This window comes from Elusimicrobiota bacterium, assembly GCA_028718185.1.
Classification (GTDB): domain Bacteria; phylum Elusimicrobiota; class UBA8919; order UBA8919; family UBA8919; genus JAQUMH01.
This window is the reverse complement of the sequence record JAQUMH010000001.1, coordinates 223,885-241,051: the sequence shown is the minus strand read 5'-3', so window position 1 is coordinate 241,051 and position 17,167 is coordinate 223,885. Positions and strand designations below refer to the sequence as shown.

Genomic DNA, 17,167 nt, shown 5'->3' with positions numbered 1-17,167 from the left:
AAGAAAAAAACTATGATTGGATTGATAGCAGGCAATGGTAACTTTCCTTTAATTTTCACAAGACAAGCAAAAAAGAGAGGAGAAAAAGTTATTGCCATCGCTCTTTTTGATGAAACAGATAAAACAATTGAAAGTATTGCAGATAAAACTTACTGGATAAATGTAGGACAGCTTTCAAAACTTATTGAAATATTAAAAAAAGAAAAAATAGAAAAATGTATAATGGCAGGTCAGGTAAAACATACCAAACTCTTTTCTGTAAAACCTGATTTAAAAGCACTCGCATTACTTGCAAAACTTAAATCAAAAACAGCCGACTCACTTCTTTCTGCGGTATGCAGTGAACTGGAAAGAGAAGGTATTAAGTTTATACCTTCGAACACATACCTTTCCGATTTTATCCCAAAAGCAGGACTTCTTACCAAAAGAAAACCTGACAAAACACAAAAAGAAGATATTGAATTTGGATATAAAATTGCAAGAGAAGTTGCACATTCTGATATAGGTCAAACCATCTGTGTAAAAGATAAATCTATTGTGGCAGTAGAAGCTATGGAAGGAACCGACGAATGTATAAGAAGAGCGGGAGAAATTACAAAGGATTTTGTAGTTATCAAAGCAGCCAGACCTAACCAGGATATGCGGTTTGATATACCTATTGTAGGTTTGAAAACAATTGAAACATTAAAAAACGCCAAATCATCTGTAATGGCTGTTGAATCGGACAAAACTCTTATATTGGAAATGGATGAAGTAATAAAATTCGCTAATGAAAATGAAATTTGCATATTAGCAATTAAATGAATAAATGAGAACAGTTGTTTTACTGACCATATCAAATATATTTATGACGATTGCATGGTATGGACATTTAAAATATAAAAGTTCACCTTTAGGAAAAGTCATTTTGATAAGTTGGCTTATTGCATTTGTGGAATATTGTTTTCAGGTTCCGGCAAACAGATGGGGACATTCCCAGTTTTCAGCTGCACAGTTAAAGACGATTCAAGAAGTAATAACACTTGTGATTTTTTCAATATTTTCAATAATTTACTTAAAAGAAGATTTTAAATGGAATTACCTTGTTGGTTTCAGCTTTATAATTTTGGCAGTTATTTTTATATTCAAAAAATGGTAATTTATCGTTTGGGAATATAATAAAAAATAGGGCAGGCAAACCTTGCCCCTACGCGTAGGGGCGACCTTGGTCGCCCTAATTTAATGTATAGGAATTTCAATGTGCGGCTATACTATCAATTGGTTTGTAACTGCAAAGCGAAGCTTTGCTTATCTTGTGTTACTTTAGGATAATTTTATGAGAATAGGTGTTGTTGGTGTCGGTTCATTAGGGCAGCATCATGCAAGAATATATTCGCAACTTAGTGATATAGAATTTGCCGGTGTTTGCGATACGGATAAAAAAATATCCGAGAAAATTGCTAAAAAATATAATACGCAATATTTTACAGATTATAAAGACTTTCTAGGGAAAATTGATGCTGTAAGCATCGTAGTCCCGACTCCCTTGCATTATCAATTAGCAAAAGATTTTCTGGAAGCAGGGATTCATTGCCTGGTTGAAAAACCCATTACTGATAATATTTTACATGCAGAGAAATTACTTAAAATTGCTAATGAAAAGAACGTTATTCTTCAGATAGGGCATGTAGAAAGATTTAACACCGCTGTGATAGAAGCACAAAAATACATAAAATTGCCAAAATTTATCGAGGCACAACGGCTTGGTCCCTATAATCCGCGTATGGCGCATATAGGCGTTGTTATGGATTTAATGATTCATGACATAGATATTATTTTAACTCTTGTTAATTCAAAAATAGTTCAAATGGATGTTATTGGGGCAAAAGTTTTATCACAAAATGAAGATATTGCTAATGTTCGTTTGAAATTCGAAAATGGATGTGTTGCTAATATCTCAGCATCACGTGTTTCGCTTAATAAATTCAGAAAAATACGGATTTTTCAGGATGATACTTATATTTCACTTGATTATATGGACCAGAATTTGAAGATTTATAAGAAGAAGTCAGATGTTGTAACTTCGTTGTCGGACATTAAGATTATAAAACCCAGGTTAAAAAAAGAAGAACCGTTAAAAAGAGAACTCGAACATTTTGTTAATTGTATAAAAACCAGTGAAAAGCCTTTAGTAACCGGGGAACATGGAAGGAATGCATTGGAAGTTGCTATTGAAATACTGAAAAAGATGAAATTGTAAATATGAAGATTTTTATATCTGCAGGGGATCCGTCCGGAGATTTACACGGGTCAAATTTAATAAAAGAACTTAAAATTCAAAATCCTCAGGTTGAAATATGCGGGTTCGGTGGAAGTAAAATGGCTTCCGTTGGAAACATTTTTGACAGGATAGCTGACGCTTCGATTATCGGTTTCTGGGAACCGGTAAAAAATCTGGTTAGACTCAAAAGGGATCTTAAAATTGCAGAACAGTTTTTTATTAAAGAAAAACCTGCCGGGGTTGTTCTGATAGATTATTACGGTTTTAACATTCATATAGCCAAAGCGGCAAGTAAACATAAAATTCCTGTTATTTATTTCATTTGTCCGCAAGTATGGGCGACAAGAATAGGGCGGCTAAAAACTCTAAAAAAATATATTAAAAAAGCATTGGTTATTTTTCCGTTTGAAAAGGAAATTTATCGGAATGCAGGTATCGATTGTGAATTTGTAGGACATCCGTTTTTAGATATTATCCCTGATTTTCCGGGTGGTCACTCAAATAACTGCTTAAATATAGGATTGATGCCGGGTTCCAGAATACAGGAAATTAATAAACATTTTACTCCGTTTTACAAAGCATTTTTAAAAATATCAGAAGAGTTTAATAATGCAGAGTGTATTATTCCTGTATTCTCAGACAAGGTTACTGAATATATAAAGAAATACTTTAAATTCAATTTTGAAAAAGTAAAGTTTATTCCGCATGATAATTATAAGAAAAGAGCAAAGATGGATTTTTGTATTACGTCTTCGGGTACTTCTACGGTAGAAAATATGATTTTAGGTGTACCGATGGTGATTGTTTATAAGACGTCTTTTTTGACATACACTATTGCTAAAGCCTTAATTAATATTAAACATATCGGAATGGTGAATATACTTGCCGGTAAAATGGTTAGTCCTGAATTGATTCAAAAAGAAGCAACATCTGAAAAGATTGCGGAGAAATGTATTGAAATATTAAAAAATAAATCAATTTATGAAAAAACCAAAATAGAGTTTAGGGAAATCAAGCAGAAGTTTGGTGTTTCCGGGACCACGAGAAGAGTTGCAAAAATAGTTCTTGATGAGTTTAAAAAAATGTCATAGGTATTCGTTAAAATTGTTGGCAGTCAGGCTGTCATTGCGAGCCCGCCAACGGTTCAGTGGCGGGCGTGGCAATCTCGCTTTTTTTACGACGAATGATATTGTTTCTTAAATCTCGTTCTTAGGGAAAATCGAGATTGCTTCGTGGCATCGTAGGCACTGAGTGTAACAAATATGTCCGCAATGACGACAAATACGGATGTATTAATTAAAAACTCTTGTATTTTTAAAGGATAGATAAAAGAAAAATGTATAATAATTTAAGAAGGTTTATTGCTTTTTTGTTTGCTATCGTAGTTTTGTATTTTGCAGTGAAGACCGAAATGCTTTTTTATTGGGCTATTATTTTTATTTTTTTTGGAGAAATTATACGGGTCTGGGCGGCCGGATATATTAGAAAAAATAAAATACTTTCAATTGTTGGTCCGTATAAATATGTCCGGAACCCGCTTTATGTCGGTTCACTTTTAATAGGCATTGGTTTTGGTTTATTTATTTGGAATTTTTACATTTTAGCTTTTATTGTAGTACTTTTTATTGTAATTTATACTTTACAAATAAATTCGGAAGAAAAGGAACTTAAAAATATTTTCGGAGAAAAATATCTTGATTATAAAAAGAATGTAAGGCGATGGTTACCCGGGATAAAACCATATGGATTGGAAAATGGGGAATTCGACGTAAAACTTGCTATTTTTAAGAATAGGGAGTATAATGCAATTTTTGGCTGTATAGGAATGATTTTAGCTATTTTAATATTAAGAAAAATTTGATTGATAACTCCAAATTCTAACAGAAATTGATGTTGTTAAAAAATTGATTTTAAATTATAAGAAGTGAAGTGAGGGGGGGGGGACGAGATGAATTACAAGACTAGTATAAAAGTAATGTTGTTTGCTGGGGTGATCTTTTTACTGGGAGTGAATTCTTATAGTGCAGAGCCGACTTCTCAAGGACGTATAAAGTTTGATGTAGATATTCAGGATGATGCGGGTATAGATACAGTAAGTAAAATTGTAACCTTGAAAAATATCAAAGCATCAGAAATTGAGATGTTCATCAAGGGTCGTCTTTCCCGTTATGGGACGGTTCAAGTAAACGATGCTTTAAATATGATTATAATTACAGATAAACAACCAAAAGTTAATGACTTATCAAAACTTGTTCAAGAATTGGATATAAATGGATTAAAAGAATTTCTTCGTTTAAAAACAGAATCAATTTCTTTAAAATATACACAAGCATTCATGATTAAACCTCTGGTCCAGTCACAGTTATCACCAGATGGCAGTATACTGGTAGATAGTGATCATAATACCCTGGTAATCACTGATGTGGGAAGTAAAATTGATTTCATCAGAAACCTGATTGCCAAATTAGATACTCCTGTACCACAGATAGTCATTGAGGCAAAGATAATTGAAATCAGCCAGGATTATATAAGTAAAGTTGGGCTTGATTGGAATGCTCTAACAGGAATATTAGAAGGTAATTTAAGTTATTCTAACAGCAAAATTAACTATGGCACTTCTCAAACAGATACTAGTAATTATACACCAAATACCAGTAATAACCATACTTGGGATAACGTTTCTAAAAATAAACAAAATAACAATAACTTTAATACAAGTGTATATCTTAGGAATGCAAATTTAGGAGATTTTGTTAACATGTTGGTCAATGATGGTAACGCAAAGATACTTTCCTCACCGAAAATTATTACTTTGAACAATAAGTCGGCAACCATATACACTGGTGATTCAATAATGTATATGCAACAGAACAGTTCATATGAAAATTCAAATAGAATCGGACTAACTTTAAATGTAACGCCACTTGTAAAATCTGATGACTTAATTAATTTAAATATAAATGCACAAATAAGTGATTTGATAGGTTGGAGTCCGCAAGGACAGCCAATGGTTTCATCACGTCAAGCGGCAAGTACGATAGACATAAAGAATGGTCAAACTTATGTGATGGGTGGTATTGAAAAAACAACTTTAGTGGATTCAATAAAAGGTGTTCCTGTATTAAAAAGCATTCCTTTGATTAAGTATCTATTCTCTAAGAAAACAAAAACTAAAATTACCAATCAAGTTCTCATTTATATTACATCACGTATTCTTATCAGTACTGGTGAAGAATCTCAAAAGAACATTGAGCAATTAAAAAAAATTGAAAAGTAGAGAAAAATTAGGGTGGTGTCATTGAAACATCCTATCTAGTGATATTTGTTGGAGGACAAAATGCCGGAAATAAGGCAAAATCTTGTTACAAAAGATTGGGTAATTATATCAACAGAAAGGGCGAAACGACCTGAAGATTTTAAAAAGAAAGAAAAATTAAAAGTAATTTTACCGGAATATGAGCAAAACTGTCCTTTTTGTCCTGGTAATGAAGAAAAGATGTCACCCGATGAGACACTTCATATTAACAGGGGCGGAAAATGGCAGGTAAGGATAATTCCTAATAAATTTCCGGCATTGTCCAAGACAGGTGATAGAGTGCGTACTGTGGATGGCATTAAAAGGAAACTTACTGGTGTAGGACTTCATGAAGTAGTTATAGAAACTCCGTTACATAATACTACCACTGCACTTTTAAAATATGAAGATGTTTGTGATATAATTAAGTCATACAAAATACGGTACAATGAAATGCTTGCTGATAAGCGGGTTGAGATGATAATAATTTTTAAAAATCACGGTGAAGCTGCCGGAACTTCATTGCTTCATCCGCATTCGCAGATTGTCGCAACTCCGGTTGTTCCTGCACAGGTAAGGGAAAGATTTAACGATGCGCAAAAATATTTTGATGAAAATTTTGAATGTGTTTTTTGTAAAATTCTCGCGGAGGAATTGAAAGACGGCTCACGCATAGTACTTGAAAGCAAACATTTTGTTGCGTTTATTCCATATGCGGCACTGTCTCCGTTCCATTGCTGGATTTATCCAAAAAAGCATTATTCAAGTTTTGGCGATATAACTGAAGATGAAGTTTTTGATTTAGCTTTTAACCTGCACACAACGCTAAAAAAATATTACAAAGGACTTGATAATCCTGATTTCAATTACGTCATACGTTCATCACCGACAGATTTAAATAATCTTGATTTTTTCCATTGGTATATTAGTATTGTTCCGCGTCTAACAAAAACAGCAGGATTTGAATTGGGTAGCGGTATGTTTATTAACTCGTCTTTTCCGGAAAATGATGCAAAGTTTTTAAGAGAAGTTAAAATATGAACTCAGTTCCCATTTTACTTTATCATCATATCTCATATGACAGGGAAATTACACCGGACGGGTTTTTTCAGCAGCTTGTATTTTTGAAGAAAACAGGGTATGAGACGATTTTTCTTAATCAACTGCCTTGTTTTACAAAAAAGGTTAAAAAGTCAGTTGTAATAACTTTTGATGATGGTTTTGTCGATAATTGGATTTATGCTTTTCCGATACTTAAGAAGTTAAATATGAAAGCGACCATTTTTGTAACTACATCTTACATTGATGATGGTCTTGTTAGGCAAAATTACGACGACAATTCTGAAATAAAGCTTGATACTTTGAAGAACGAAAAAGATAAAAAATATTTTCTGAATTGGCAGGAACTTAAAATTATGTATAAATCCGGCTTGATAGATATACAATCGCATACAAATACACACAAAAATTTCAACAAATACAATGAATATGAAAATATAGAAGAAGAGATTAAGGTGTCAAAAAATATTATAGAAAAAAATCTTAATAAAGAATGTGGATTTATATGCTGGCCTTGGGGTAAATACAGGAAAAATTGGGTGGATATCGCAAAGAATAACGGGTATACAGGTTGTGTAACTACAAGAGTCGGGGCAAACACAGAAAAAACAAACCCGTATGAAATAAAAAGGTTCAAAATAGAAAAAGAAAATATTGATTGGTTTTCAAATAGAGTATCATTGTGCAGTAACAAAATGATTGTTAATTTATACGGACTGGTGTTTGGATTGGATAGAAAGGTAAAAAATATATTTAATGAATATCGCACATATAACTAACTCGACCGGTACATCCGGCGGAACCGAACAGATGATTTTGCTTATTAAAGGACTTAAGCAAAACGGTCATAACATAACACTCATAATTCCTCCAAAAAGTGATGTAGAAAATCGACTGACAGGTTCTTCAGTTAATATAAAAACTATGAAGATGCGGCAAGATTATGATATCTTTGCAGCGCTAAATCTTCGGAAATATTTGAAAGATGAAAAAATTGAAGTTCTTCACAGCCATCATTCAAAGTCCCATTCAATAGGGCTTCTGGCAACTTACGGTTTGAAAAACATAAAATTTGTTGCCACAAGAAGAGTAATATTCAAGTTAAGAAAAAATATTTTTAGCCGGTTTAAATATAAAACTAAAAGAGTTGATAAATATATAGCTGTTTCGGAAGCTATTAAAAGGAATCTTGTTGATTATGGAATAGAAGATAAAAGAGTTGAGGTGATTTACAGTGCGACAGATATCGGTAAATTTAGCCCTGACGGTGAATCTAAAATACGCGAAGAGTTTAAAATCCCCTTGACTTCTTTTGTAGGATGTTTAATCGGAAATTATTCATATTATAAAGGACATACTTTTTTTTTGGAAGCAATTCCGGAAGTGCTGAGAAAATTCCCGGATATTAAATTTTTAGTTGTTGGAAATGTGAGTAAAGAACTCGTAGAACTATCAAAAAATTTAAAAATTGAAAACAATGTGATTTTTCTCGGTTTTAGGTCCGATATTCCTGAAATTATGAGAGCATCTGATTTTTTAGTTTGTCCTTCACTCCAGGAAGGTCTTGCCGGTGTAATCAGGGAAGCGATGGCTGTCGGGCTTCCGGTTATAGCAACCAGGGTTGGTGGAAATCCGGAAATAGTAAAAGATAACGAAACCGGCATTTTAATAGAACCAAAAAATTCAAATGCAATTGCGAACGCTATTGTAAGCCTGATTGGGAAACCTGGTGACGCACAAAGAATGGGGGAGAAAGGAAGAGAACTTGTTATGGAAAAATTTTTAGTTAAATCAATGATTTTAAAACACGAAAAACTTTATACGGGGTTATTAAATGAACAAATCTAGCCAGATATTTTATTATTTAAAACCTTACAAAACCAGATTTATTTACTCGGTAATATGTATGGTATTTATTGCTGCTTTTCAGGCGTCACTTATGTATCTGATTAAGCCGACAATAGATAAGATATTTGCAAATAAACAGAAGGAATTTGTTGTACCGCTTATTGCGGCAATAATTCTCGCTTCATTTTTGAAATTCATTTTCTCGTATTTTCAAAGTTACTTTCTTTCATGGATAGGACAAAATGTTGTCAGAGATATAAGAAATAAAATGTATGAGAAACTTCTCAATCTTTCACTTGATTATTATATAAAGTCATCGACCGGCCAGCTGATTTCCCGTCTTACATATGACGTTTCTTTAATTCAGCGTGCTATTGTTATGATTCCGAGAAATATATTAAGAGATGGTCTATATATAATATTTTATATCGGGGTTATGTTTTCTCTAAATGTTAAATGGACATTAGCAATATTTATAGCATTTCCGATTATATCATTGGTGATATTAAAAATAGGCAAGAAAATTAAAAAGAGGTCAAAACTAGTTCAGGAATTTACGGGAGGGATATATTCTCTTTTACAGGAAAAGATTACAGGTATAAAACTAATAAAGTCTGTAACGTCAGAGCAGGGTGAAGTGGATGAAATGAAAAGACAAAATCAAAAATATTTTGAAATATTTATGCGTTTGACAAGAGCAGATATTTTGCAGGCACCGCTAATTGAATTTCTTGGTGTGATTGGTATTTCTATTGTAATATTATGGGGAAGTTTAGAAGTGATAAGAGGAACAATAACACAAGGGACATTTATTGCGTTTATAGCTACTGCAATGTCAATGTACAGGCCTGCAAAATCGCTAACTGAAGTTAATACTGATATTCAAACGGCACTTGCCGCAAGTGAGCGAATCTTTGAAATTCTCGATACTAAACCGACTGTTTTTGATATTAAAGATGCAAAGGAAATGTCAGATTTCAGAAAAGAGATAATATACGAAAATATTTCATTTTCATATGATTTAAACAAGCCCAAAGTATTAATGAATATGAATTTTACAATAAAGAAAGGTGAAATATTAGCGATTGTCGGACCATCGGGAAGCGGTAAAACAACAATAATAAACCTTTTGGCGAGATTTTTTGACCCGACAGCAGGCAAAATTACAATTGATGACGAAGACATAAAAAATTTAACTGTAAAATCTCTCAGGCAGAACATGGGTATCGTTACACAAGAGACCATCTTATTCAATGATACTGTTAAAAATAATATTTGTTATGGGATATCGGATAAGAATATCAATGACGTCGAAAATGCAGCAAAATTAGCAAATGCGCACGATTTTATAATAAAACTTCCCAATAAGTATGATACAATAATAGGTGAAAGAGGAGTTACGCTTTCGGGCGGTGAAAGACAACGGCTTGTAATAGCAAGAGTTTTCTTGAAAAATCCTCATATACTCATACTTGATGAAGCTACTTCGGCGCTTGATTCTCAATCGGAGAATTTGGTTCAGGAAGCTATAAACAAACTTATGAAAGATAAAACAACAATTGTAATAGCGCATAGATTATCAACCATTAAATCAGCTAATAAAATTGTTGTTGTGGATAAAGGCAGAATTGCTGCTATAGGTAATCACTTTGAACTATTTGAAAAATCACCATTATACAGATCTCTTTACGAATTGCAAAACCTTGAATAATTATTACCCGCACCCCCTGACTTTAGTCAAGGTGAATGCAAGAAGGGTAATCTGCTCCGCCACAAAGCATTGGCGGATGGTGGATTGGAGGCATGAGTGAAAAAAATATCTTTGTTAGTTATGCTGCTTTCTTGTTTTATTAATTTTATTTATACAGTTTCTGAAGCAAAAGAAGAAATTTCTTTGCCGAAATTTATTTATGATGGCAGAACAATTGATGCAAAAGCAATAGGTCTAGGAGAAGCTTTTGTTGCTGTAAGTGATAACCCGTCGGCAATGTACTGGAATCCTGCAGGATTAAAACAAATTGAAAAAAAATATTTTGCAACATGTTTAAATGTTTCCCGCAAATCTGATGCAGGTAATGAAGAACTTTTTGCAAATGATTCTCTAAAGGACAGGAACTTGATTTTTATGGGATTTGTAGGACCGAACGGTGCATTTGCTTTTAAACCAATCACGGATTACGAAGGTGTTTTTGATGGCAAGGAAATAGAAATACGTGCAAATAAGTATTCCTTTTCATCAGCTTCACAATATGCTCCAAATCTGGTTGTTGGAGTAAATCTTAACTACATTTCCGCGCAATTGGGAGTAATAGACAGGGCAGTGTTATCTACAAATATTTCAGATGGAAATGGCGCGTCGGCTGATGTCGGGTTGCTTTACACAGTATCTGATAATATGAAATTGGGTTTAAATGTTGAGAATTTCCCCGGTTATATTTGGTGGAGTGATTATAAATATCAGAAATTAAAAATACATCTACGGACCGGGATTTCCATAAATCCGGTAAAATGGCTTTTATTAACAGGGGATTATGAAAATATAGATTCAATAAAGAAAGAATATTGCCATTATGGAATGCAACAGGCAGTAACACAGCACCTGTTTTTAAGAGAGGGAATAATAAACGAAAAGTTTTCAGAAAAATCTTATAAGAAAACCTATGGAGTAGGCTACGAAATAAAAGATTGGATTATGGATTTTGCTACCGGTATATACAAACTTGATAATGCCGCAAAAGACAAAGTAACCGATTATATCTTTTCACTAAACATTCCTATTTAGTGCCTGATTAAAAAACCACAAACAGGCACTGATTACACAGATTAAACTGTAGATTATATAGAAATGTCATTGCGAGGAATGGAATGACGTTAGCCCGCCAACGGTTCAGTGGTGGGAAGCAATCTCATAGTATTGTGTCTTCTTGGGACGAAGTCGCTTATTTTACAATGCGGCCGGATTTTATACATTTTGTACAAACGTATTCTGAAGTTCTTCTTCCGTCAAGAAGAATTCTTATTTTCTGAAGGTTGGGTTTGAATTTTCTTCTGCTTGCCTTATGAGAATGGCTAATAGAATTTCCGGAAGTTGTTTTTTTGCCACAAATAACACACTTAAATGCCATAATTTCCTCCAAAAGAGATTTGTATTGGTGTAATTATATTAAAAAATAGAAAAATGTCAATAGAGAATATTTCAGTCAGGTACCTAAAAGGAGTCGGAGAAAAAATTGCGGCGAAACTGGACCGGTACTTAGGAATCTGTTATATAAAAGATTTATTATATTATTTTCCCAGGGATTGGGAGGATAGGTCAAATCCAAGAAAGATATCAGAACTTAAACCTGCCGAAAAAATAACAATCAGGGGCAAAGTTGTAAAAACATCAACGGAATTTCGCGGCAGGTATTTAGTAGTATTTAAAGCAGAGATAAATGATTCAACGGCTACGATAGTTGCAGTATGGTTCAGGCGTTACACAAGGAAATATGATGTCTTAAAAACGTTAAAAAAAGATATTGTAATCGGCGCAGATATATTTGTTACAGGATTAGTGGAAAGTGATTTTTGGAGTCATAGTATAAATGTTTCAGATTATGAAGTTGTCGGTAAAGAAGTTAATGACCTGGTTAATACTAACAGGATTGTCCCCGTCTATTCTCTCACGGAAAAGTTCACCAGCAAATTTTTAAGAACAATAATAAAATTGGCATTAGATAAATATTTAGAAGATGTGTCTGAGTTATTTCCTGAAAAATATCTAAGAAAATACGATTTAAGCGGAATTAAGTATGCAATTAAAAATATTCATTTCCCGGAAAGCTTTAAAGCAAAAGAGATTGCAAGAAAACGGTTATCATTCGATGAATTTTTAAATTTAGAGTTAATGCTTGAGTTGTTCAGGCAAAAAAGGAAAAGAATAATTAAAAATTACAAATATAATCTTACAAAACGATTATTGACATCGTTTAAAAGTAACCTGCCGTTTAAATTTACGGATGCCCAGGTAAAAGTTATTAATGAGATTTTTCAAAATATGCTTTTTCAGCATCCGATGAACAGGCTTTTGCAGGGTGATGTCGGAAGCGGTAAAACTGTAGTTGCGCTTTCTTCGATGTTATTAGCAGTCGAGTCGGGTTTTCAGTCAATTCTGCTTGCTCCTACGGAAATCCTTGCTGAGCAACATTTTGCAACTATTCAAAAACTCCTTAAAGGGTTGCCTGTAAAAGTTGACCTTATTGTAGGTAGGATGCCGAAAAAAGAAAAGGTAAATGTAAAAAAAAATATTGCAGACGGGTCGTCGAATATAATAATTGGAACTCATGCGATATTGGAAGAAGATATAAAATTTAAAAAGTTGACATTAATCATAGTTGACGAGCAGCATAGATTCGGAGTAGAACAGCGGTTGAAAATAAAAAGAAAATCAATTTTTTCAGAAGCAGACCTGCTTATGATGACTGCTACTCCGATTCCAAGAACACTTGCACTTACTGCGTATGGAGATTTAGATATTTCGGTGCTTGATGAATTGCCTCCGGGCCGCTGTCCTGTTAAAACTATTGAAATGCCGGAAAAAAACGCATATAATTTTATAAAGGATAAAGTAAAACAAGGCGAACAGGCATTTATTGTTTATCCACTTGTGGATGAAAGCGAAAAAATACAACTTAAATCAGCAGTTAAAGAAGCTGAGAATTTGAGGGAAACAGAATTTAAGGGTTTTTCTGTTGGGTTAATCCACGGCAGGCTAAAATCTAAAGAAAAAGACAAAGTTATGTCGGATTTCGCCAATAGGGTTTATGATATACTTATTTCAACAACAGTAATTGAGGTTGGAATTGATATACCTAATGCAACAGTAATGCTGATAGAACATGCAGACAGATATGGACTTTCAACATTACATCAATTACGAGGCAGAGTTGGGAGAAGCAGTAAAGAGTCATTTTGTATTCTTTTGAGCGATGCCAAAACCGGAGATGCTAAAAAACGGTTAGATATCTTGACAACGACAAACGATGGTTTTAGAATTGCGGAAGAAGATTTAAGCATTCGCGGACCGGGTGAGTTTATGGGGACAGAGCAATCCGGCATACCGGATTTTAAAATTGGAAATATATTAAGTGATTTTGCTATAATAAAAGAAGCGAAACAATTTGCAATTGAGATTATTCAGAATGAACCGGTTTTATTAGATAGTTTAAAAAAAGCAAATCCTAATTTTGAAAAGTTTAGTTTTATAGAGGTTTAGAGGAGGGGAATATTATGAAAAAAATTGCTGTTTATCCGGGAACTTTTGATCCTGCAACTTACGGACATTTGGATATTATAAACAGATCGGCAAAAATATTTGACAAACTTGTTGTAGCTGTCGTTTCCACATCTTCCAAAAAGTCATTTTTTACGGCACCGGAACGGGTGTCAATTCTTAAAAATACGGTAAAGGAAAAGAATGTTGTTGTTGAGTCATTTGACGGTTTGCTGGTTAATTTTATGAAAAAAAAGAACGCAAGAGTTATTATAAGAGGGCTTCGGGCAGTAAGTGATTTTGAGTACGAATTTCAAATGGCATTAACCAATAGAAAACTATACCCGGAAATAGAAACAATGTTTTTGACACCTGCAGAAAAATGGACTTATCTTTCTTCAACTCTTGTAAAAGAAATCGCTTTATTTGGCGGAGACATAAAATGTTTCGTCCCTCCAATTGTAGTGAAGATGTTTAAGGCTAAAAAATAGGGTTGTAGGGTTGTAGGGTTATAGGGTTATAGAGTTATAGAGTTATAGAGTTATAGAGTTGTAGTGTTGTAGTTGCCCGACAACGGTTCAGTGGTTGGCTGATGTTTTGTGGTGAGTGGATTATTGTCCTCCAAAGCATTAGTAGAGGAGCTATCCCTCGGTAGTTAAAGTATCGTTCTCGGAATTGCCAGAATTGTCGTTTGAAATATATGATTGGAGGTAACAGTGAGTTCATCAGGTTTTGGTAGATTTTCGTTTAGGATTATTTTTGTTTTAATCATTCAATTTAATATACTGTCAAATTGTAGAGTTGTTGGTGAGGATTTTTCCTATACTGTTCAAAAAGTTTCTTATTCGAGATATCTTGATAGCGGTACACTCACAGTTATTGCCAGTTTTGATGGAGGCAAGTCGCTTGAACGATGGCAGAATATTCTTGAGTTTGCAAAAGATAATAAAGTCAAATTCACTTTTTTTATTAGCGGAGTTTACTTTATTCCTGATAACGAAAATAAAAAATACGTGGATCCTGTTAATCCATTAAAAGCAGGTATTTCTGAAATAGGTTTTGGTGGAGTAAGTACGGAAGTAGCAAAGAGAACAGAATATACATTAGAGGCATTAGAAGAAGAACATGATGTTGAGACTCATCTTAACGGCCATTTTAACGGTAGTAAATGGGTAGAAGATGATTGGGGGAGGGAGTTTAAAGAATTTAATGAACTATGTAGATTTCTGCCGGAGCCGGTTCATCATGTAAGATTTCCGTTATTGGCGATGAACTACAAGGTTTTTCCTGTAATGATAGAAAACAATATTTATTCGATTACTTCCGTTGTGGAGAATCGTTATGAGGAATTTGACCGAATTACTATAAAACATAAAGGAAAGTTGTATACAATTATTCAATTTCCAATATCCTATGGCCATGAATATAATAAAAATATAATGCTGATGGATTATAATTTCTATATTTTTGATGAAATACACAAAATTAACATGATGAAGTCCGAAGGTGACATGGTTATGCTTTATCTTGAAGAGGCAGAAAAATGTTTTAGAGAACGGCGCCCATTTTTCATAAGTCACCATTTTTCAAACTGGAACCATGAAGCATATTGGAATGCAATGAAACTGGTATTGACTACGATAAAAGAGAAATATAACGTAAAATTCCTTACAGTTTCAGAACTTTATGGTATTGTAAGCAATAAACAGGAAAAATATTAGTTCATAATAATTTCTTTAAATCCTAACTAAAGAAAATATATAAACGTTATAGTTGCTTAATGAAATATGAATAAAAGAAAAATCGGGATAGCTCTTGGCGGCGGTGCTGTGCGCGGTTTGGCGCATATAGGAATTTTAAAAGTACTGGAAATGAATCAGATTCCGGTTAGTTTCATTGCAGGTACAAGCATGGGTGCGATAGTAGGCGGACTTTATGCTGCAGGCATTTCATCTTTTGAACTGGAAGAAATAGCACTTAATTTAAGAAAAGGACGTACTTGGGAGTTGTTTTTACCTTCGCTGTCACATTCAGGTTTTATCTCCGGCGAGCACATTACTAAATATTTAAAAACTTTAATTTCCGACATTGATATTTCAGAACTTAATATACCTTTTAGGGTTGTTGCTACGGATTTTCTCACCGGCACAAAATATATTTTTGAAAAAGGTAGTTTGCTGGATGCAATAAAAGCAAGCAGTTCCGTTCCGGTTGTTTTTACACCGGCAGTTATAGGAGATAGAATTCTGATAGACGGGGGTTTGTCCGTTCCTTTGCCTACGTCCGTAGTACGTGATATGGGTGCTGATGTTGTTTTATCGGTTAATGTTGTTCCATCACCGGAATATAGGAAAAATGTCAAAAAAGTAAAACCCCAGAATCCGGTCTTTAAAAAAATATTCGGCAAAATAAATAATTGGAAATCACTACCTAATGAAAAATGGGGAGAGCATTTTATTAATATAGATTATAATCGTAAAAACAAAATTCTTCCCAATATCCTTAATATCTCTATGCAAACCAGGAATATTATTGAATATAATCTGATTCAGATGGATTTACTGACAAATAAACCGGATTTTCTGCTTGAGCCCAATCATAATATGACCGTAGGCTGGTTTGAGTTTAATAGAGCTGAAGAAATTATTAAAAACGGAGAAAGAGCGGCAGAATCTGTAGTAGAAGTTCTCAAAAAATATTTACAGGAAAGCTGAGCCCGCCAATATAATAATATCATATGCCATTAGCTTCTATTTTAGGTGCCTATATGTTTGTTTCATATGTAATCTTACCTGGTATGTTGCATCATCGATATAAGCATTTGGTATCTTTTTCAAACGTTTCTAAAACGACAGTTACTAAACAAGGAACACCCGGCGATCCAATCAACATAGGTTTGATAGGTACTTCAGCTGAGGTGGCGCATATTCTGTTTATGGCAGGATGGTATCCTGCCGATAAAAGAAATATATTATCACTTACCCATGAAGTGGAAAGTGTAATGATACACAGACCTTATAAGGATGCTCCGGTCAGTAATTTGTATTTTTATGACCGGAAACAGGATATTACTTTTGAGCAACTTGTAAATAACAGTCCTCGCCGCCGTCATCATGTCCGTTTTTGGCGCTCGGTTAACCTTGACATTTCCGGTAGAATATTATGGTTAGGTGCCGCAACATTTGATACAAGTATCGGATTTAGCCACTTAACAGGACAGCTTACGCATCACATAGATCCGGATATTGATGCAGAACGTGATAAACTTATTAGTGATATTGGGAAAACCGGTTTACTTGGTAATGTCTATGAAATTGAAGGTGTCGGTTGGAAAATGGACGGCCGCAACGGTGGTGGAGACAAATATTTTACCGATGGTAAAATAAAGATAGCAAGCATTACGCCAAGTCATCCGGATTAACGTCTTAATGTTCGAAAATGGGAGAAGATATAC

At 33.8% G+C, this 17,167-nt stretch carries 17 protein-coding genes; 16 read left to right on the top strand and 1 reads right to left on the bottom strand.

Features of this window, described 5'->3' with window-relative positions; genetic code table 11:
* Nucleotides 1-12: 12 nt before the first annotated feature.
* From lpxI to PHE88_01170, 11 genes are all read left to right on the top strand, one after another.
* Nucleotides 13-804 carry a UDP-2,3-diacylglucosamine diphosphatase LpxI gene (lpxI, locus tag PHE88_01220; protein MDD5686437.1) on the top strand — a complete coding sequence of 264 codons (792 nt, stop codon included), beginning with the start codon at nt 13-15 and terminating at the stop codon, nt 802-804.
* Between the two features lie 4 nt (nt 805-808).
* Entirely contained in the window at nt 809-1,138 is a 330-nt protein-coding gene (locus PHE88_01215) for a DMT family protein (protein ID MDD5686436.1), read from the top strand.
* A 177-nt stretch (nt 1,139-1,315) separates the two neighbouring features.
* Nucleotides 1,316-2,239 (top strand): Gfo/Idh/MocA family oxidoreductase, encoded by a 924-nt coding sequence (locus PHE88_01210; GenBank protein ID MDD5686435.1) that lies wholly within the window; start codon nt 1,316-1,318, stop codon nt 2,237-2,239.
* Between the two features lie 2 nt (nt 2,240-2,241).
* Complete coding sequence (gene lpxB / locus PHE88_01205) at nt 2,242-3,351, top strand: lipid-A-disaccharide synthase (GenBank protein MDD5686434.1); 1,110 nt, start codon at nt 2,242-2,244, stop codon at nt 3,349-3,351.
* Nucleotides 3,352-3,596: 245 nt separating this feature from the next.
* Nucleotides 3,597-4,121, top strand: a complete 525-nt coding sequence (locus PHE88_01200; GenBank protein ID MDD5686433.1) for an isoprenylcysteine carboxylmethyltransferase family protein — start codon at nt 3,597-3,599, stop codon at nt 4,119-4,121.
* Nucleotides 4,122-4,208: 87 nt separating this feature from the next.
* Complete coding sequence (locus PHE88_01195) at nt 4,209-5,537, top strand: secretin N-terminal domain-containing protein (protein ID MDD5686432.1); 1,329 nt, start codon at nt 4,209-4,211, stop codon at nt 5,535-5,537.
* 60 nt (nt 5,538-5,597) lie between these two features.
* The gene (gene galT / locus PHE88_01190; GenBank protein ID MDD5686431.1) at nt 5,598-6,596 is read left to right on the top strand and encodes a galactose-1-phosphate uridylyltransferase; all 999 of its coding nucleotides are present in this window, start codon (nt 5,598-5,600) and stop codon (nt 6,594-6,596) included.
* The gene (locus tag PHE88_01185) at nt 6,593-7,393 is read left to right on the top strand and encodes a polysaccharide deacetylase family protein (protein MDD5686430.1); all 801 of its coding nucleotides are present in this window, start codon (nt 6,593-6,595) and stop codon (nt 7,391-7,393) included. Before galT ends, PHE88_01185 begins: the two co-directional genes overlap by 4 nt.
* On the top strand, nt 7,371-8,462 hold the full coding sequence (locus PHE88_01180; GenBank protein ID MDD5686429.1) for a glycosyltransferase family 4 protein: 1,092 nt from the start codon (nt 7,371-7,373) through the stop codon (nt 8,460-8,462). Before PHE88_01185 ends, PHE88_01180 begins: the two co-directional genes overlap by 23 nt.
* Complete coding sequence (locus PHE88_01175) at nt 8,449-10,173, top strand: ABC transporter ATP-binding protein (GenBank protein ID MDD5686428.1); 1,725 nt, start codon at nt 8,449-8,451, stop codon at nt 10,171-10,173. The genes PHE88_01180 and PHE88_01175 overlap by 14 nt, the downstream gene beginning before the upstream one ends.
* Nucleotides 10,174-10,269: 96 nt before the next feature.
* Entirely contained in the window at nt 10,270-11,244 is a 975-nt protein-coding gene (locus tag PHE88_01170; GenBank protein ID MDD5686427.1) for a hypothetical protein, read from the top strand.
* Between the two features lie 157 nt (nt 11,245-11,401).
* Here PHE88_01170 and rpmB read toward each other — a convergent pair whose 3' ends face one another.
* Nucleotides 11,402-11,587 carry a 50S ribosomal protein L28 gene (gene rpmB / locus PHE88_01165; GenBank protein ID MDD5686426.1) on the bottom strand — a complete coding sequence of 62 codons (186 nt, stop codon included), beginning with the start codon at nt 11,585-11,587 and terminating at the stop codon, nt 11,402-11,404.
* Nucleotides 11,588-11,640: 53 nt separating this feature from the next.
* Here rpmB and recG point away from each other — a divergent pair, with 53 nt between their 5' ends.
* From recG to PHE88_01140, 5 genes are all read left to right on the top strand, one after another.
* Nucleotides 11,641-13,716: an ATP-dependent DNA helicase RecG gene (gene recG / locus PHE88_01160; GenBank protein MDD5686425.1), complete on the top strand. Its 2,076-nt coding sequence runs from the start codon at nt 11,641-11,643 to the stop codon at nt 13,714-13,716.
* A 14-nt stretch (nt 13,717-13,730) separates the two neighbouring features.
* On the top strand, nt 13,731-14,204 hold the full coding sequence (gene coaD, locus PHE88_01155; protein MDD5686424.1) for a pantetheine-phosphate adenylyltransferase: 474 nt from the start codon (nt 13,731-13,733) through the stop codon (nt 14,202-14,204).
* A 225-nt stretch (nt 14,205-14,429) separates the two neighbouring features.
* Nucleotides 14,430-15,434: a hypothetical protein gene (locus PHE88_01150; GenBank protein MDD5686423.1), complete on the top strand. Its 1,005-nt coding sequence runs from the start codon at nt 14,430-14,432 to the stop codon at nt 15,432-15,434.
* A 66-nt stretch (nt 15,435-15,500) separates the two neighbouring features.
* Complete coding sequence (locus PHE88_01145; protein ID MDD5686422.1) at nt 15,501-16,427, top strand: patatin-like phospholipase family protein; 927 nt, start codon at nt 15,501-15,503, stop codon at nt 16,425-16,427.
* Between the two features lie 53 nt (nt 16,428-16,480).
* Nucleotides 16,481-17,134, top strand: coding sequence for an LssY C-terminal domain-containing protein (locus PHE88_01140; GenBank protein MDD5686421.1), 654 nt, complete (start codon nt 16,481-16,483; stop codon nt 17,132-17,134).
* Nucleotides 17,135-17,167: the final 33 nt, after the last annotated feature.